Source organism: Bradymonas sediminis, assembly GCF_003258315.1.
GTDB lineage: Bacteria > Myxococcota_A > Bradymonadia > Bradymonadales > Bradymonadaceae > Bradymonas > Bradymonas sediminis.
Genome location: NZ_CP030032.1, coordinates 4,782,939 through 4,800,433, shown reverse-complemented (window position 1 = coordinate 4,800,433; position 17,495 = coordinate 4,782,939). Strand labels below are relative to the sequence as shown.

General features: G+C 50.5%; 18 protein-coding genes. 4 read left to right on the top strand and 14 right to left on the bottom strand.

From position 1 onward, the window contains the following. The 3 genes from DN745_RS20075 to DN745_RS18160 are packed head-to-tail and all read left to right on the top strand — an operon-like array spanning position 1 to position 3,468. Positions 1 to 1,806: a sugar transferase gene (locus DN745_RS20075; protein ID WP_162687779.1), complete on the top strand. Its 1,806-nt coding sequence runs from the start codon at positions 1 to 3 to the stop codon at positions 1,804 to 1,806. Further along, positions 1,799 to 2,791 carry an ATP-grasp domain-containing protein gene (locus DN745_RS18165; protein ID WP_111337148.1) on the top strand — a complete coding sequence of 331 codons (993 nt, stop codon included), beginning with the start codon at positions 1,799 to 1,801 and terminating at the stop codon, positions 2,789 to 2,791. The genes DN745_RS20075 and DN745_RS18165 overlap by 8 nt, the downstream gene beginning before the upstream one ends. After that, complete coding sequence (locus tag DN745_RS18160) at positions 2,788 to 3,468, top strand: HAD family hydrolase (protein ID WP_162687778.1); 681 nt, start codon at positions 2,788 to 2,790, stop codon at positions 3,466 to 3,468. Before DN745_RS18165 ends, DN745_RS18160 begins: the two co-directional genes overlap by 4 nt. A gap of 35 nt (positions 3,469 to 3,503) precedes the next feature. On the opposite strand, the gene DN745_RS18155 is transcribed toward DN745_RS18160, so the two are convergent. Then, positions 3,504 to 4,148 (bottom strand): dTMP kinase, encoded by a 645-nt coding sequence (locus tag DN745_RS18155; protein WP_111337144.1) that lies wholly within the window; start codon positions 4,146 to 4,148, stop codon positions 3,504 to 3,506. 92 nt (positions 4,149 to 4,240) lie between these two features. Between DN745_RS18155 and DN745_RS18150 the strand changes: the two genes are divergently transcribed. Further along, positions 4,241 to 5,377 carry a glycosyltransferase family 4 protein gene (locus tag DN745_RS18150; protein WP_111337142.1) on the top strand — a complete coding sequence of 379 codons (1,137 nt, stop codon included), beginning with the start codon at positions 4,241 to 4,243 and terminating at the stop codon, positions 5,375 to 5,377. 25 nt (positions 5,378 to 5,402) lie between these two features. Here DN745_RS18150 and DN745_RS18145 read toward each other — a convergent pair whose 3' ends face one another. The 13 genes from DN745_RS18145 to DN745_RS18085 all read right to left on the bottom strand — a co-directional run bounded on the left by DN745_RS18145 (position 5,403) and on the right by DN745_RS18085 (position 17,434). Beyond that, positions 5,403 to 6,590: a protein kinase family protein gene (locus DN745_RS18145; RefSeq protein WP_111337140.1), complete on the bottom strand. Its 1,188-nt coding sequence runs from the start codon at positions 6,588 to 6,590 to the stop codon at positions 5,403 to 5,405. A gap of 36 nt (positions 6,591 to 6,626) precedes the next feature. Further along, positions 6,627 to 7,742 (bottom strand): glycosyltransferase family 4 protein, encoded by a 1,116-nt coding sequence (locus DN745_RS18140; protein WP_111337138.1) that lies wholly within the window; start codon positions 7,740 to 7,742, stop codon positions 6,627 to 6,629. Between the two features lie 72 nt (positions 7,743 to 7,814). After that, positions 7,815 to 9,173: an O-antigen ligase family protein gene (locus DN745_RS18135; protein WP_133621945.1), complete on the bottom strand. Its 1,359-nt coding sequence runs from the start codon at positions 9,171 to 9,173 to the stop codon at positions 7,815 to 7,817. A 69-nt stretch (positions 9,174 to 9,242) separates the two neighbouring features. Continuing rightward, a complete protein-coding gene (locus DN745_RS18130) occupies positions 9,243 to 10,433 on the bottom strand; it encodes a glycosyltransferase (protein ID WP_111337134.1) in 1,191 nt (396 codons plus the stop codon). Between the two features lie 239 nt (positions 10,434 to 10,672). After that, positions 10,673 to 10,888, bottom strand: coding sequence for an IS3 family transposase (locus DN745_RS18125; RefSeq protein WP_239497553.1), 216 nt, complete (start codon positions 10,886 to 10,888; stop codon positions 10,673 to 10,675). 90 nt (positions 10,889 to 10,978) lie between these two features. After that, positions 10,979 to 11,374: an IS3 family transposase gene (locus DN745_RS18120; RefSeq protein ID WP_275426350.1), complete on the bottom strand. Its 396-nt coding sequence runs from the start codon at positions 11,372 to 11,374 to the stop codon at positions 10,979 to 10,981. Positions 11,375 to 11,697: 323 nt separating this feature from the next. Beyond that, the gene (locus tag DN745_RS18115; RefSeq protein WP_111337128.1) at positions 11,698 to 11,814 is read right to left on the bottom strand and encodes a transposase; all 117 of its coding nucleotides are present in this window, start codon (positions 11,812 to 11,814) and stop codon (positions 11,698 to 11,700) included. 125 nt (positions 11,815 to 11,939) lie between these two features. Next, positions 11,940 to 12,440: an FAD synthase family protein gene (locus tag DN745_RS18110; protein WP_111337126.1), complete on the bottom strand. Its 501-nt coding sequence runs from the start codon at positions 12,438 to 12,440 to the stop codon at positions 11,940 to 11,942. A 24-nt stretch (positions 12,441 to 12,464) separates the two neighbouring features. After that, positions 12,465 to 13,112: a LicD family protein gene (locus DN745_RS18105; RefSeq protein WP_133621944.1), complete on the bottom strand. Its 648-nt coding sequence runs from the start codon at positions 13,110 to 13,112 to the stop codon at positions 12,465 to 12,467. Positions 13,113 to 13,313: 201 nt separating this feature from the next. Continuing rightward, positions 13,314 to 14,237: a hemolysin hemolytic protein gene (locus tag DN745_RS19455; RefSeq protein WP_133621943.1), complete on the bottom strand. Its 924-nt coding sequence runs from the start codon at positions 14,235 to 14,237 to the stop codon at positions 13,314 to 13,316. Between the two features lie 141 nt (positions 14,238 to 14,378). Beyond that, on the bottom strand, positions 14,379 to 14,975 hold the full coding sequence (locus DN745_RS18095; RefSeq protein WP_162687777.1) for an FkbM family methyltransferase: 597 nt from the start codon (positions 14,973 to 14,975) through the stop codon (positions 14,379 to 14,381). Between the two features lie 100 nt (positions 14,976 to 15,075). Beyond that, entirely contained in the window at positions 15,076 to 16,518 is a 1,443-nt protein-coding gene (locus DN745_RS18090) for a flippase (protein WP_162687776.1), read from the bottom strand. Then, positions 16,493 to 17,434: a GDP-L-fucose synthase family protein gene (locus DN745_RS18085; protein ID WP_111337793.1), complete on the bottom strand. Its 942-nt coding sequence runs from the start codon at positions 17,432 to 17,434 to the stop codon at positions 16,493 to 16,495. Before DN745_RS18085 ends, DN745_RS18090 begins: the two co-directional genes overlap by 26 nt. Positions 17,435 to 17,495 lie beyond the last annotated feature (61 nt).

Sequence of the window (17,495 nt, the reverse complement as noted above, 5' to 3'; positions counted from 1 at the left end):
ATGCGTTTCTTCTCCACCGAAAAGATCTCCATCCTCTCCTGCGTCGGCGGCGGGCCCATGGCGCGCCTGGTCGACAGCTTCGCTGAGGCAGGCCTTAGCGCGCGTGTCGACGCTCAATTTTTACCCGCTGAGTGGCGCCAAAAAATGGGCGCGGGCCGTGTCGGGCGAATCGCTGCGCGGCTCTCGTCGCTGGGACTTTTCCCGATGCAAAGCGCAGCCAAGGCATGCCTCACTCACCACGACACGCTTGTCCCCACTACGAACCCATTTCTATTGCCACTCGCGTTGGTTGCATCCCGCGCATTTCACGGTCAGACGGTGGTCCCTCTGGTCTACGATCTCTATCCGGATGCTCTCGAGGCCGCCGGCTCGATCGAAGCCGACGACCTCATCAGCCAACTGCTGGGGAAGCTGAACGAATTCGTCTTCGCTCACGCCGACGGCATCGTCTTTATCGGCCAGAATATGGCCCAAAACGCCATCGCCCGCTATGGCGAACCGCGCCGGTGGACGGTGATCGAGACGGGCGCAGATGCACAGGAATTCGCGCCCTACCTCGGACAATCGCTCACCGCCGAGTCCGACCTGGAATCTTGGTGCCAGTCCAAGACACTGGTCGCGAGCTATGTCGGCAACATGGGCGTGATGCATGATTGGAAGACACTCGTGGATGCAATCACTGCCTGGTTTGAGCGCGATGACGCTAGCGAACTGGGCGTTGTCATCGCCGCATTTGGCCCCGGCGCGGCCAAACTACGCGACGCCTGCGCGCACCTAAATGACACTCAGATTCGCTTCGTCGAGCCCCTCGGAGATCGCGCATGGGCACGCCTATTGGCGCTCACAGATATTTCGTTAATCACCCTACGTGACGCGGCACGCCAAACCTGTATACCCAGCAAAACCTTCAGCGCGATGGCCGCCGAAAGCGCAATACTCGCCGTCGCCCCCGAGGATTCCGACCTGGCGATGCTGATTCAAAAACACGACTGCGGCACCGTTGTAGAAACCGGCGATGCTACACGGGTCGTTGAGCAACTCGCATATTGGATGACACATCCCGACGAACTCCAAACAATTCGGCAAGCGGCGTATACAGCGCTATGCGAGCACTATGATATGCCGAAATTAGCAGAGAGATGGTCGACATTTCTCGAGCAATGCAAACGCACCAAGAATCCCAATAAACAAGCGCTCGACGCAGCCCTCAAACGCCTCCTCGACGTCAGCGCAAGCGCTGCCGGACTCGCCGCGCTTGCCCCGATTTTAGGCGGTGTAGCTGTCGGCCTTCGCACCACGATGGGCACCCCTATCCTCTTTCGCCAGCAACGGCCGGGTAAAGACGATAAGCCCTTTGAGTTGCTGAAGTTCCGCACCATGCGCGACCCGAAGCCTGGCGAGGAAGGCCCCGAGCATGATGGCGCCCGGATCACGCGCCTTGGCGCATTTTTGCGGGCCACAAGCATCGATGAATTACCCACACTCCTCAACGTGCTGCGCGGCGATATGAGCCTGGTGGGGCCGCGGCCACTTTTGATGCGCTACCTCGACCGCTATACCCCCGAGCAACGTCGCCGCCATGAGGTCAAACCCGGCGTCACCGGATGGGCGCAAATGAATGGGCGCAATGCGCTATCCTGGGAGGAGAAATTCGCCCACGACGTCTGGTATGTCGACCACCAGTCGACATTGCTTGACCTCCAGATCTTGCTCGCCACCGTCGGCAAAGTCCTAAAGCGCGACGGAATTAGCCAAGATAATCACGCAACCATGCCCGAATTTTTTGCCCGGACTCCCGATGAGTAACGATACTTTTAATATTCTCCTTTCCGCTGCGGGACGTCGTGTCTCGCTGCTCAAAATCCTCAAACAAACCCTGAGCGATCTATCGCTCGACGGAAAGGTTTATGCGCTCGAGATGTCCCGCGCAGCGCCGGCTTTTCATATCGCCGACCATGGCTTTTTAGCGCCCCGGTGCACCGATCCGGGCTTCGTCGATCGCGTGTTGGATATTTGCGCTCAGAACGATATCAAACTCATCATCCCGACCATTGACCCGGCGCTCGCGGTCTACGCAGCGAATCTCGACCGCTTCGAAGCTGCCGGTGTAACAGTCGCGATTTCTGGCCCCAAAACCATTGAGATCGCATCAAACAAACGCGCGACGCATCGCTGGCTAAGCGACAATGGTTTCCCCACCCCGCGCCAAGCCGAACTCGAAGATGTGCTCGCCAACCCGCAGGATTGGACATTCCCCGTGGCAACCAAACCCGCCGACGGCAGCCGCTCCATCGGCTTTGGAATCGTCAACACCCCCGAGGAATTACGCGCCTTCGCCGGGCCGAATAATATTGTTCAATCGGTCGCCACCGGCGAGGAATATACCGTCAGCTTCTACGTCGACCGCCAGGGAAAATGCCGCTGTGCCGTCCCGCGCAAGCGCCTCGAAGTGCGCTCCGGCGAGGTCAGCAAAGGCATGACCGTGCGCAATGCGGCCATCGAAAAACTGGCCATGGCGGTCGGCGACGCGCTTCCCGATGCTTTCGGCGCCCTTAATGTCCAGATATTTCACGACGCCGCTACAGACGAGCTAAATATCATTGAGATAAACCCCCGCTTTGGCGGCGGCTTCCCGCTGGCCTGGCAGGCAGGGGCGCATTATCCCCAATGGATTGTCGAAGAAGTCCTCGGGCACGAAAGCTCCGCGAATGCCGACCAATGGAAAGACCGACTCGTCATGCTTCGCTTCGACGACGCAGTCTTCCTCAACGCCGACGAGGCCGGACTATGACACACCCTATTTTAGAAGGCATAAAATGCATCGTCTTTGATATCGACGACACGCTCTACCTTGAGCGCGACTACGCTAAAAGTGGTTTTGAAGTGGTCGGAGAGTGGGTCGACCGTGAACTCCGCATCGGTGGGTTTAGCGAAGTTGCCTGGCAAATATTTGAAGCGGGCACCCGCCAGACAATTTTCAACGAGGCCTTGGACGCACTCGATATCAACTATGACCTCGATATGATTAAAAAGATGGTCCAAATCTATCGCAGCCACGAGCCCCAAATAGAGCTCCTGCCCGACGCCGCAGACCGCCTCAACCAACTCGCCGCACACCCCGCGAACTTCCAGCTCGCCGCCCTTACCGGAGGCCCGCTCGTCTGCCAAAAGGCAAAGGTTCGCGCCTTGGAATTGGAAGAGACGCTCAACCCGATCGTTTACGCCCAGCAATGGGGTCCGGAGTTCGACAAACCTCACGCGCGTGCGTTTGAAGAGATCGAAAAGCTCACTGGATTCTCTGGCGCTGAATGCGTTTATTTGGCGGATAACCCGCACAAAGATTTTATCGCGCCAACTCAGCTTGGATGGAGAACGGTGCGGGTGCGAAGGCAGGGTGGGTTGCATGAGGCCCAGCCCAACATCACGCCGGTCGATCTCACACTTAGTATGCTAAGCGATCTCATTTAACGTCATCATAGCCGCCTTTAATATACTTATAACGCCTACAGCTTAAGCCGTTGACATATGTCTCGATGTATTTGCTCTACGCTTTGACCCGCGTCGACAACATCAAACCCCTCCGTTTTTGCCAATCGCTGATATGCGTGAAAACGCTGCTCACGTATCTCCAATGGGTCCGGAAAGGGTTCTTGTTTTTGCTCCATACGCCGGAGCATCTCGTCGTAGGGCAATGTAAATAGAAAGCGCGCGTCGGGGGTCGGGCTGACGCGATAAATAAGGCGCGACCACGGTGAGTCCACCGTATTAAGCGCACTAAAACGAAGTTTTAAATCGAGCATCGAATCGTGGATATAGCGGTCACAAATTACGAAATAACCCGCTCGTTCTAAAGCACGCAATTTCGCCCCATATTGAAACGCCATATCGACAACCGCTGCGGTTAACCAGGCCGTGTTGACTCCCGGTTTAGAAAAAGCATCATTTCGCCTCTCTTTCTCCTCGGCGGCCGGAAGCGCGGAGGGTACGATCTTACGTGCCATTGTTTTTAGGGTGTTCAGTTCATAAGAATAACCCGGACGAAACCAAAACACGAAAGGTTTTTTGCCCAGCTTAACCAGGGCCTCGGTTAACAATTCGATTTGAGTCGATTTGCCTGAGCAATCGATCCCCGAAATTGATATAAGCATATTTTGAACTCGACTTTTAGACGCGAAATAACAAGTAGATTTCTGGGTGTATGACTCCAACTACTTTATCCTAAACTGCCATTGATACCGCTATGTCACATCCTAAAATTGTTGTCCTCACAAATATACCTACCTATCATCAAGTAGACCTTTTCGACGAATTGGCCGACTCCAACGCTTATGACATCGAGGTATTTTATCTACGCTCCATGACGCCGGGTCGCCATTGGACGAAGCTCCCCGAACCGGCCCACCCACATCGGATGCTGCCCGTCGCTTTTGAGAAGTCCGTCTATTATCTAAACCCAACGCTTGTGACAGATTTCATAAGGGCACGCCCCGATGTGCTCATCGTCGGACAATACGCCGGTTGGTCTTATCAAGTTGCCATGTATCTGGCGACACTCGCTAAAATCCCCTGGGTGTTTTGGTGCGAACCCATGGGCGTCAAGCATTTCGAGGTCACACAACTCACGCCCGAACTATTTCGCAACAAAATGCGCAAAGCGGCCTACTGGCCCGCTCAGAAATTTGCCGCTCAACATTGGGGAATCGGCGTTAAAGCCCAACATCAATTTGAAGAAATGACCGGCCTTCCAGCTCATAACTTTCCTTATTATAGTAAATTAAGCCGCTTCTCGCGTGGTGAACTACCATATATGCCCAACGGAAAGGTTCGCTTCCTTTTCGCCGGGCGCTATAGTTATCGAAAGGGTTTCGACGTGCTCTTGGACGCGTTCTCACAGCTCGATGAGCGTGGAGTTGATCCGGCGACGTGGAGCTTAACACTATGCGGCAAAGGCGAAATGGGCGAGCGCATCGCAAATTATCCTGATATTATAACAAATATCACTGACCTCGGGTTTCAGGAGTTGGAGCGGATGCCTGGCATTATGAAAAGCCATGATGTCTTCATCGCACCCTCTCGATATGATGGTTGGGGAATGGTTGTTCCCGAAGCACTCGCCGCAGGTATGCCAGTCATCACCACCCATGCGATGGGTAGCGCCGAAGATATTGGCAAATCGTTCGATTGGCTACACTTAAACGACCCAGGCAATAGCGAACAACTCACTGAATCTTTGCAACAATTCCTCTCTAAAGACACCCATCTCAAAGACCTGGGAGTTAAAGCGTGTGAAGCCGCTCAGCAATACGACGTCGCGGCCGCACGCCCTCGGTTTGAAGCGCTTATTTCAGACCTGCTCAGTCCAGGGGTACCCCAATAAGTAACTAAACTCGACGCCGCGAAAATTAGCTGAGCAATTCAATCGTCTCCGCGAATATCTGTGCCAGAACCCTAAAATTCGCAGATAGCGCGCTATAGTCTCCTTGCTCCTGATCATCGAGCACCCAATTGAACTCTTCGAGCAAAAAAAGCGCGAGCGCCCCCTTTCGCCAGGCTTGCCCCTGGGCGGGCAAATAATGATGTAGCCCCTCGCGAAGTTGCCCGCCTCGAACAAACTCTCGGGAGTGCTCACCGAAGCTTTTTATAGGTCTGGCGGCGAGCCCCATCAAGAGAAAGTCATAGTAGCGGAATCGACGCGCGCTATACTCCCAATCGATCAAAAGCGTCCGGGATTGAGCGTGGTCAACCCAAATATTTCCGCCCTGCAGGTCACCATGAGAATGCGCTATTTGTATTGTCTCAAGCTTGGACGCTTGGCAACTCATTTGCGCGATTAATGGGCCCAAGCGAGCTAACAATGGTTCATCGGGATAACGAGCGATAAGGCCATGAAGACGTTCGAGGAGTTCGCGCTGTAGCTGCTCGATATATTGCGCTGCCGCCACCTCCTCAGACGTCTCATTGAGCCATACGTCGAGCGATCTCAGCGCCGCATGCAAATAACCTGCGCTATTAACCCAGGGCAGGCAGCGCGTAAGCGGTATCCCTTCAAGAATAGGCTCTTCGAGCCATTTTCCATTTTCATCCCAAGACTGAAGCTGCGTAAAACAGCTGCCATTTGCCTTTGTGCGCACAGCAATTTCGCGCATCATGGACCGGTTATCGAAGCCTTCCTTTAAGAAGGCGCGCGTCAGGCCCGACTCAAAATCAAAGACCCTAATGCGTTGGTTTCCCGGCGCCACCAAGAGCGTCGCGGAGTTGTCAATCGCAGGCGTCACCCACAAAAACGGCTGCCCGAGCCGATTCAATACGGCCCGTCGCGTAAGTAATGTTCCCACAATATATTGCGGGACGATGCGCAGAGGCCTCGCCGTACAGCGAAAATGATCGGCCACAAATTTACGCAAACTCGGCGCTGAATCACGCGTATAGACCGCCCCCAAGAGTGAATGCAGCAGCCACTGTTGAGCGCCCGGAATGGGCGTCGTTGAAACTGTGATGGGACGCCCAAACTGTCTACTCCAGCCGCGCGCCAGAGTCCGAGCCGTAATTTCGGCGAAATCCTCCCTCTCTTTAAGTTCGCTTATTTTCATACAATCGGTTCGTGTGCCAATTTGTGGACGCTCGAATTAAATACTCTCAAAGAGATCGCACATCGTCTTCCCATGAACCTCTGCGGTATATAACTCCTGAGCTTCACGCGAATTATGCAGCGAGATCGCACGGCGCAGTTCCTTATTCACCAGCATATCCTTGAGCGCATCAACAAGCTGAATTGGCGATTTGGGATCGATTATGAGCCCGTTTTCCCGGTCCTTAACGATGTCGGGGATACCGCCCTTTCGCGTCGTGATGACCGGAAGACCGAAGTGCATTGCCTCAATAATACTAATGGGTTGCCCCTCCGTCTCGAATGAAATTGGCAGCACAAATATATCCGCATTTTCGAAGAGTCCTAATTTCTCCTGCCCGTGAACGGGTCCCAAAAACTCAACATTCTTGAGGTTATGCTGCTCAATAAACACATCGGGATGAACGGTTGTGGTTTCGGTGATATGACCCGCGAGCACGAAGTGTAAAGGGAGCTTTTGTTGTTGGGCAAGAAGGGCCGCCTCTAAAACGGTTTGATAACCCTTGGACTTAATGAGGTTGCTTACAAAGAGCACCCGCATCCCTTCAGCGCTCTCGGGCTTTGGTTTTAATTTGCGCGCATATTTGACCAACGATTGCTCCGCCCCGTTCGCCACGACGGCGAGTTTATTGTCATCAACTAGTCCGTCGAACATAACCTTGAGAGATTCCGACAGAACAATAATTTTGTCGGCACGATTTAGCGCTCTCTTGACCAAGATACGCAACAAACCGGGCGCCCTATCATAGGCGACACGAAAACTGCCTCCGTGGACATGAAGTACTATAGGCCATTTTTTTCGATGCGCGAACTCAAGCAATGGCAAATCCCGCAGCATCGCCTGGGGGCTTTGGCCCAATTGCAAATAGAAAAGAACGGCCGCGTCCTTTTTCCACTTCCGGGTACGACTCCATGCCTCCATCGGTAATCCAGCGACCCGTCCTGCGCGACAAATCACACCCAATAGGGGACTTCCCAAATTAAACTTCTTACTCAGGTCAACCAACTCGAACGTGGCACTCTGCGTTTTTAGATAATCCACCAGCATACGTGTCGCGATAGACTGGCCCGCAATAGGAGGTGGATATGAAGCGATCAATAATAAATTTTTCATAAGCAGTAGGTAGGCCTCAAAACAATTCAGTGCGGCTAAGCACTCGTCACTTATTTAGCAAGCTTTAACCCCTTAATGCCTCCCACCGAGGACCGAAATACTTACGGCTTTCGCTCCGGGTCGCGCGGTAGGATCACTCCGTTTCTGCCGGATAATTGAGACGGGGACAATTCCAAAGATGACGAAAAAGAAGCCGATGGGATTATTAAAAGTCGGCGCCGTCGGAATGAAAAAGCTCTGATAGGCGAGCGCGATCCATAGACTGATCGCCCAACATAGAAAACGACCTTCGCTGCTTCTTGATGTAAGGTCATAGCGGCTGCGCGCAATCATAACGATATAAGGAAGCAAAAATAGAAGCAGGCCGATCAAACCTGACTCAAGCACCTGCTCCAAGTAAAAATTATCTACATGCATCTTATTGAACTTCTTTTCAGCGGCCAATGCATCATAACGATTTGGCGCCTGGTCAACACTTATGGGCGAAGCGGGACCTACAAAAATCGCAGCAATGGGATACGGACCATCCCAAAGCGCCTCTACGAGGCTGCCCCAATAGGCCAGGCGGCCACTTGAAACTTTATTACTCTCTTCAACTCCGGCTAAATTAAACACAAACAATGCACACACGACCATGACCGTATTCGCCGCCATAAGAGTCAAATACTTCCGACGACCTTTCAGGACAAGAACAGAATACGAAACCCCCGCGACAAGCATAAAGAGCAGAACATTTCGTGAGCGCGCAAACCAAGCAAAAGCAAATGCGCCAAGAATACAAGCTGCCAGCAATATATAACCCGAGACGCTCCTCCATTTGCTTCGCTCAGGCGCGAGAATTCGAATACCCACAAGTGACATAAAAACAGCTTGCACAACCTGAGCGAAAATATTAGGGTTTTCCAACCCAAAAGATAGCCGCCCTTGATGCGTTGGGCTTAGGAGCGACGGATTTATTAGCATCGTATAAGTAATCGTTATAATTAAAAGGAAGCCGTTTACAACTAAAAATCCAACGAGGAACTTCCGCACATCCGCGATCGATTGCATTAACAATGGGGCGAGCCAAAATGAACATAGCGTCCAGATTATATAGAGGCCCATTACAGGGACATTAAACTTCCCCTTCAGCATCGAAACAATGACAAAATACACTGGAAAGAAGGCGCTAAGTATACGGATATTCCGAAGCTTTATACTGTCATACCATATATTCGTGCGCTGATGTTCAAAAAAGCGGTTAAACAAAAAGAAACCGGTAATCACCACAACAATGAAATAGGGGCGATAGTTATACACCGCCAGTCGTATGGAAGGAGGAATCGCCACCATCGTAGGAATCGGAATTGTCATCGCATATAATAAAAGGATTAGACGTTCCCAGCGGATGACACGGCTGGTTGAACTTGAGATAGCGACGCTTGTCTGCACGGAGTGAAAGCCTTAAAGAGGAGGGTTATTTTGAGATATTTTGCACACGATAAGACACTTTAATACCCGTTATTTCAACGCAAATGATCGTTCTCGCGCACCGCGAGTTAAATCATCCTCAAAGTGTTCGAGTCGATGTTTACTGAGAAATTCGCCGCGGCGACTTGAGCTTGGAAACGCAAAAGATTCCGCGCACATGTAATTGAGCGCGCGTTTGATCGAGTCGAGGTCACTCACTTCACACGTGATACCGAGCCCATATTTCTCGATCGTTTTGCCAATCCAACCTTGATTTGTTCCAATAAGCGGCCGCCGTGCACGCGCCGCGTTTAGCACGATTCCGCTAGACCCGAGATGATCCGAATAGCATGCAGACACGAGATCTGACGCACTGAAATAGAGCGGAAACTCAGCACCTTCCACGAACCTTAGCCGCTCAATCAGACGGCCTCGCTCGCGCAGTCGGTTGGCTTGTGGCGTTTGCAAGAGCGCGCAAATTTCTGAATCGGGCTTCCCGGCAAGCACGAGTTTTAATCGGGGGTTATTAATTTGAGACATCGCCTGGAGAATTTGCGTTACACCTTTGCGCGCCGTCAACACCCCTGTAACCAAAACAAGCGCGCCGTCTTGGGGGAGCCCGAGCTTTTGACGCGCCTGATGAGAAGTAACTAGCGGTTGCGCACTCGGTGCCGGATCGTGCAAGATCGAAATCCGATGGGAGAGCGAGGGCGCCACCCGCTCCCGAATAAATTCGGCGACAAACTCATCGAGCAAATGCAGTCGTGTAATTAAGCCAGAACGAAGTGCCTCTTCGATCAAATAAAGGCGCAATTGGTCCGCGGCCTTCGGGGTTTGGGTCCAGGCGAAGTTCGCGTTAAACAGGATACCTTCTATCTGGGTCCCTTCCGGAATCACGCCCTTTGCCAAGTCACCAAGCCCACCGATGAGGTAAATTAAGCCATCTATATAGGGAATATAAACATGAGCCGGCTGGTGTCGGGAGATGCCGCCCAAAAGGTGCCATAGTTTTTTGATCGCGGTCCGCACTGGAGAGACCACTGTCGTCGTTGACATCGAATCATCAAGACGGAAGTGGAGGGACTCATCGGAGAGCCTAAAGCGAAACTCCGCGGAACTGACCGCCTCGGAACTCGTCACCAATAACGGCTCAACACCACATCTGTTTAAACCTTTAACCAGCGAATTCACGTATTCGAGGTGATGTCCCGCATATCCGGTCTCGTAAATCAGTACTTTCATAGCTCGCACATAAGGTGAGTATTCGTTTTAGTAGAGCATCATAGCCGGAATAACCACCAGCGATGGTTTTCTCGAGCAGTGGTTGATTAGGTGAATCTGCGGAATGTCGGAAAGCTGGGGTATTCTAATGGACTCAGAGCGTAGCCGCATTGTCTGCAAATTCTATCTAGAAGCGGAATTACTTTGATTGATGCCTCGACTAAAACTTGATGAGTTTGCGCTGACTATAAATACCCGACTTAGGCCATATCGGCCATTTCGAACTCGACCGGATTGCTAAAGTCGAGCGCTAGGCGTTTGCGCTGCCTATTATCAAAGACATCAATATATTTGAAAATCTCTCGGCGCGCTTCATCCGGGGTCGCTAAGATTCTATGATGAAGCGATTTAATCTTTACGGCGCCAAAGACCCTCTTCACCGGTGCGTCATCCCAATAGTTACCTTTGCGGCTCATCGAACAGGTCATGCCATTGGCCGCGAGCAACTTTTGATAATCACCGCTGGCATATTGGCTGCCTCGATCCGAATGATGCAATAGGCCGTCCTAAAACTTCCACTTAAGCACGGCCACTTTAAGCGCATTCATGCACAATATGCGATCCATTGTGTCATCCATCACCCAGCCATCGATTTTGCGGCTATAAACGTCCAGAATGGCCGACAGGTACAGCCAACCCCAATTCGTGTGTATATAGGTAATACCTGTCAGCCAGACTTGATTGGGCCAAGTTGCACGAAAGTCTCGGGCAAGGAAGTTATCGGCCAACGGAAACGAATGATTGGAGTCGGTCGTACGCTTGCTTCGCCCCTTTTGGACGGCTTGAATGCTATTTTCACGCATCAAACGCGCCACGCGGTGTCTGCCAACGACACGGCCCTCTCTCTTTAAAATATGGTGGATTCTCGGGCTTCCATAAGTTCTGCGACTTTGCGCATAGATGTTCTAAATTTTTTGAAGCAGCTTTTCATTTTCCTGCTGCCGCTTGCTCAAAGGGTGTTTTCGCCAGTCGTAATAACCGCTGGTGAATACGCCCAATACCTCGCACATAAGCTTGATCGAGAGCTCGTTGCGGTGAAACTCGATGACCTCGTACCTCACGCGGGCTCCCTGTCGGCGAAAATACTCATATTTTTTAAGATGACTCGCCCTTGGCGAAGGCGTCTACGTTCCTTCTCGAACTCCGTGATTCGAGCCTGCTCCGGCGTTTGTTTTCCCTTGCCAGGGAAGGCGTCTTCGCCGTTCTTTTTGGCTGCATTACACTATTAATATAGGTTTCTGACGTTGCTCCCGAGCTCGTCTGCAACCTGCACGCAAGTGCGGTCGTCGAGATACGACAGGCGAACCGCCTCTTGCTTAAATTCCTTTGGATACCGCTTCATTTGAACACCTCGTTGAGTTTCTGTGATTATACTCTTCGATGTGTCCGGAAAACTGAAGCAACCTCAAGTTTGAAATACCCAATACAGCGTATAATAAATATCCATTAAAACCGGGCAACGTCAACTCAGGAGCTTTGCTTGAGATCTATCGCCGTAACCTCATTTGTTTGAGTGAGCTTTTGGGCAATCTCTACCGCTTCATTGAGATAATTGCGCAATATCATGATCTGTTCCGCATTATATCTTGCCGCGGCCTGCTTAATCTCGGTCGTCGATACACTCTCGGTTCTGGGAATATAACGCACCTCAACGATCTCTTCTAGCTCATCAAACTTGCCAGCCCAATCATGGCCCATGCCTAAGATCGCGGCCCTCACTCGGATGATATCGTCGCGTTTTTGATCCCATGAAATTTCGGGGAACACCCCATCGACGTAGCGGACGGCCTCCAAAACCTCTTTGCGAGCGTCGTAGGGTAAAATAGTCTTTTTTCCCTTTTCGCGGTTAAATTCATCGGTCGATAGCCCGACGATAAGCCGATCTCCCATATTACGAAGACGCTTTAATATGCGGACATGCCCGTGATGTAACAGGTCAAAGGTGCCGTATGTAATGACTGTTTTCATTGATTCATCCCTATTCTCTACGATTTATCGGCCAATAAATGTTTTTGCCACGTTTTTGAGACGCTCTGTTGCTTTTATTTGAGCCACGCGAATCAAAGACTTACAGCGATTATAAACCGGAACTACTTCTGCATGCTTATGCTTTATTGGCGTTTTCCAGTCTTTTCCATATGCATAATCTAAAAAGGCTTCTGGCTCAGCAACTGTTGGAAACGAACGGCCCAGGAATTGAATTGTTTCACGCGTTTCAAAAAATCGAGCCCTTAATCTATCAGCCCCACAAACTCGATCCCCAAAAAGCTTACGACGCATAAAATAAATGTCGATATAGTCCGACCCTCTCATTAACGAGAGCAAATCACCTGTATATCTCACCACTTCTAAGTCCTCTTGCCGCATTTCAAATAGCAACGACAAAAAGAGTTGCCGATCTTCATCGAGCACAAATAGGTCGACATCTTCATCCCATGGGATAAACCCATTGTCGCGAATCGCGCCGAGCAATGTCCCATAAATAATCCCGTAGCGAATACTCTGAGCGTCGAGAATATCTGCGAGCACAAAAAGATTTTCTTTGCATTGTGCCATATTCATCGCACCCTGACCTCGGGATAACTTTATAGGTTCAAAAGTATATTTTCCTCGCAAAGTTTTAATTGACTTTTGGGTCACAATAACCTCAGCTTATTTCTATAAAAAGCTCAAACGGCTAACTAGCGAATTGCCTGTAAGCGTTCCGTGGAGTTGTCTAACATCGGAGTCAGACCTTCTAGGTCTGGGAAAAGCCTTTCTTTCTATTAGGTCAAGATGACCTGGCTCCAATTTTCAACACCCCCTTAACGCTTACAACTGCCTTTATGGGGAACACCTTCGTTAATCACTAATAAAGTCAACAATGAACTTCAAAAGAGCTTTTGTCTTTTGTAAACAAATACGTCTACGCGAACTCATCTTGGTCTGCTCGAACTTCATATCATATCGAAAATCGGGACAAATGACTGATGGGTGGCTTAGTGGAAACCTAAGCTCTTTGGTTTCAAGGTATCTTTTTTTAGCTACACCTTTTGTATGAGTTGCATTTTCACCGAAACCGATGTTCTCAATAAGATTCGTCGCAGGAAAGATGCACAATTGGTTTTGTTTTGACAGCGAAAAGTACCACTGCCAATCCCACGCATTTACTTGATTGTTATCAATCGCTTTCAGGGCCTGATTCCAATGCAATTCGTACCTATTCGATACCCCCATGTTTTTGAATACATTTTTGGCAGTTAACGAGTCCTTTCTCCAATTCATGGCGAAATCCATATTCTCCCATGCGCGCCTCCAAGTTGCCCATCCCCAGCAAGCTTTGTTTTTTGAGAATAAGTAGGATGACCCTCCTATAGGCGTATAAGATAGATGATTCGTGCCCGCGATCATGCCAATTCGCGTATCGTTTGAATATTTATCCAGCAATTCATCACAGTACTTAAAGAAACTGATAACAGGACAACAATCATCCTCAAGTATAATTCCTTGCTCTTCATACGTAAAAAACCAATCAATGGCTTGTTTGACCGCAGGCCCACAGCCGAGGTTTTCGTCTCGGAAAAGTGTCTGAACCTCACACGGCCAATCAATATTTGTCACAATCTGCTGCACCTCCCTAACAGACTGGCGGTCTTCTGGACAGTTCAACCTTGGGCCATCCGCCGCAATATACAAACGTTTAGGCTGCACTTGAGAAATACGTTCAAAGGTCTTCCTTGTGACGTCAGGGCGATTAAATACAATAAACAATATAGCTGCAGACATAATTGCGAAAGAATCACTTTAAGGTGTAAGTTACTTACTTAAGTCTCTTGCGTCTAACGTTTTAGCGACATCCAAGAGGTCAACACCAACAAAAAACCAAACACAAACATTCAATAGCAACCACGTTGCAAACAACACAACTCACCTCCTTCGATACAACACATCATGATGAGACAGCAACTCAACACATTCATATCGATCCAAAATATAGTCCTCAATCTCATCTCTAAATGTAGCTTCAATGAGCATGTATTTTGGAGCGTGTCGAGAAAAATCCAATCCTTTAAGAACCTGGAGTTCGTATCCCTCAACATCAAGCGAAAGCAGATCGATAGCGGTGAAATTTGTTTCGTCAATAACTTCGGACAGGGTTCGCGCAGGGACTTCAACTTTATAAGTTGAAATATTTTGAATTTCGGCACCGCGCTCGATATGAGATTTGTCTGCCTCGGGCGACTTCCTGGCACCATCCACTAACGACATTAGATTTGAGAACGTCATTGTGACAGTGGGCGCGTCATAATCCTTTGAGACAAGTGCATACGAGAATACCTCGGATTTTTTACGCTCCTTTCGGCATTTGGCATAGAGTTCGGGAATCGGTTCGACCAGAATGCCTTGCCATCCCTTAAACCGTTCAAAATAGTACGTGTTGCTCTGAGTATAACCGTTATTGCCACCCACTTCGATAAAAACGCAATTATGATAGGGGAGATAGTGTTCCAGCTTTCTGTCCAACTCGTTAAGGGCAGGTCTGGAATATTTTGGGTTGCCTAAAATCTCGTAAAGATGACGTCGAGCCCGTATTGTTTTCTGGCCAATTGGGGTTCGTGCAAATTTACTTCTTAAACGACTTAATCGCATACTTTAACTCTCGAATTCTAAATGGCAAAAACAAGCTATATGTCATTTGCTTAAATGCGATACGGGTTTCCGGGATCAGCAATGATGAGAAGTACGCAGATATCATATAGGCGATAAGCGTCGCCCAGGCTGCACCAACCCCACCCATCGCGGGTATTAATACTAAATTTAACCCAATATTTATAACGGCTCCAATAAGCGTCGCCACCATCGCAAAGCGCGTCATATTCTCTGCAATAAGCCATTTCCCTCGAGATACTCCAAGTGCCACAAAGACAAACGCCCAGATATGGATACGAAGAATCGCCCCAGCCCCTTCATATTCCACCCCAAACATCACCGAGACAATCAGACCAGCCAGAAAAGTCATCGGCACTACAATCGCCAATGATATCACCACCATAATGTCATAAAATGCCTGCATACGACGGTGATACGTTTCAACAGACGCACCTTCTTTCGCTTGAATAATCGCCGGAAAGACCGACCCCGCGATAACCATTGGAAAGAAATACCACATTTCGGAGAGCTTTACGGCGGTTGCATACAGCCCAACTTCGCGAACATCCAACATTTCACCAAGCATAATCTGATCGCTTTTCATATAAAGCGCGATAGATAAGCCTGAAATAATCAGAGGCCATGAATCTCGAAGCAATTCGCCAACAAGCGCCATACGCGGCCGTAGTCGAAACGACTTTGATGTCCTTATTTTCAAGAGCGCGACAAAACAAACGCCGCTGAATAACGCACCAATAGGATAGACAAGAGCAAACGCGAATATGGATGCACCCGCCAGAATCAACGCTACTTTGCAGATATTGGTAAATAGCAATGTTCCGAGGCGGACGCCTACCGAATATTTTGAACGGATTTTTGCTTGAAACCAAAGATCCGGGACGCCGAGGCCCGCAAGAATTATGCTTCCACCGAAAATCGCAACCAATAAGGTTGTTTCTCGATCCTGTCCGAGTAAAAGTACGGAACCGATCGCGAGTCCGGTCGCAGCGATGCCCCCAAAAAATTTCAAAACACCAGTTGTCGCGAGTAATTCGCCTTCGTCCGCATCTCCACGCACGATATTACGAATGACAATATTATCTAAACCAAGCGTTGCGATTGCACCGAATAACCCAACCATACTCATCGCATAGCTGAATTTTCCAAATAACTCGGGCCCGAGATACCGAATAACCCACACTGCCACGAAAAAGCCGACAATCATGGAGACGCCTTTCTCCATAATCAACCAGCCAGTGTTGGCAACGATTTTCTGAAGCACTTTGCTACGTTCGAGAATACGAACAAAAGGCGCGCCAAGATACCTCACCCAGGCGGGCGAGCGCGAATAAATTGACGTTTTCTTTGACTCTATTGGGGATTTCAATTTATCAACTGGATTTCTGGAACCACGCATACGCCAACTCAATCCCCTCACGAAGACCGACCTTCGCCTCCCAACCCAACGCATTGAGCTGCGACACGTCCATCAGCTTCCGCGGCGTCCCATCAGGCTTCGTGGCATCCTTCGAAAGCGTTCCCTCAAATCCGACAACATCGGCGACCAGCGCCGCCAACTCAGCGATCGAGATATCGTGACCGACGCCGATATTCGTGAGTTCAACGTGATCGGTTTGCTCGAGCAAGAAGACGCAGGCGTCGGCCAGGTCGTCGACATACAAAAACTCACGCTTCGGCGTGCCGGTGCCCCAAATAACAACTTCGGCCGGCTCGCCGGTCTGCTCCTGGCGGAGTTTGGCTTCGTGGAATTTACGGATGAACGCGGGGAGGACGTGGCTTGTCTCGAGGTCAAAATTGTCGTTCGGGCCGTAGAGATTGGTGGGCATGACGCTGAGGTATTTCGTCCCGTATTGGGAGTTGAACGCCTCGCACATCTTCAGGCCCGCGATCTTTGCGATGGCGTAGGCCTCGTTGGTCGACTCCAGCGGGCCGGTGAGTAGGGAGTCCTCGCGCATCGGCTGGGGGCAGTCGCGCGGGTAGATGCAGCTTGAGCCCAGGAATAAAAGGCGCTGTACGCCGTGGCGGCGGGCGGCGTCGATGACGTTGGTCTGGATCAGCAAGTTGTCACGAATGAACTCGCCGCGATAGGTGTCATTGGCCAGGATTCCGCCGACCTTTGCGGCAGCGAGTAGGACGAACTCGGGGTCTTCGGCGGCGAAGAATGCTTCGACGTCGGCCTGGCGGGTCAGGTCCAGTTCGCTGCTGGTTCGGGTGATGATATTTTTATAGCCGGCGCGCTCGAGTCGACGCACGAGCGCCGAGCCGACGAGGCCGCGGTGGCCGGCGACGTAGACGCGTGCGTCTGGGGTCATGCGGCGGTATGTTTTTGTTTGGGTGGTCATTTTTATGAGCTTTTGTGGTGGTTGTGGCTCT

Coding starts and splice junctions, on each gene's coding strand:
- DN745_RS20075 (WP_162687779.1), top strand. CDS start 1: ATGCGTTTCTTCTCCACCGAAAAGATCTCCATCCTCTCCTGCGTCGGC.
- DN745_RS18165 (WP_111337148.1), top strand. CDS start 1,799: ATGAGTAACGATACTTTTAATATTCTCCTTTCCGCTGCGGGACGTCGT.
- DN745_RS18160 (WP_162687778.1), top strand. CDS start 2,788: ATGACACACCCTATTTTAGAAGGCATAAAATGCATCGTCTTTGATATC.
- DN745_RS18155 (WP_111337144.1), bottom strand. CDS start 4,148: ATGCTTATATCAATTTCGGGGATCGATTGCTCAGGCAAATCGACTCAA.
- DN745_RS18150 (WP_111337142.1), top strand. CDS start 4,241: ATGTCACATCCTAAAATTGTTGTCCTCACAAATATACCTACCTATCAT.
- DN745_RS18145 (WP_111337140.1), bottom strand. CDS start 6,590: ATGAAAATAAGCGAACTTAAAGAGAGGGAGGATTTCGCCGAAATTACG.
- DN745_RS18140 (WP_111337138.1), bottom strand. CDS start 7,742: ATGAAAAATTTATTATTGATCGCTTCATATCCACCTCCTATTGCGGGC.
- DN745_RS18130 (WP_111337134.1), bottom strand. CDS start 10,433: ATGAAAGTACTGATTTACGAGACCGGATATGCGGGACATCACCTCGAA.
- DN745_RS18125 (WP_239497553.1), bottom strand. CDS start 10,888: ATGAGCCGCAAAGGTAACTATTGGGATGACGCACCGGTGAAGAGGGTC.
- DN745_RS18115 (WP_111337128.1), bottom strand. CDS start 11,814: ATGAAGCGGTATCCAAAGGAATTTAAGCAAGAGGCGGTTCGCCTGTCG.
- DN745_RS18110 (WP_111337126.1), bottom strand. CDS start 12,440: ATGAAAACAGTCATTACATACGGCACCTTTGACCTGTTACATCACGGG.
- DN745_RS19455 (WP_133621943.1), bottom strand. CDS start 14,237: ATGTCTGCAGCTATATTGTTTATTGTATTTAATCGCCCTGACGTCACA.
- DN745_RS18090 (WP_162687776.1), bottom strand. CDS start 16,518: ATGCGTGGTTCCAGAAATCCAGTTGATAAATTGAAATCCCCAATAGAG.
- DN745_RS18085 (WP_111337793.1), bottom strand. CDS start 17,434: ATGACCCCAGACGCACGCGTCTACGTCGCCGGCCACCGCGGCCTCGTC.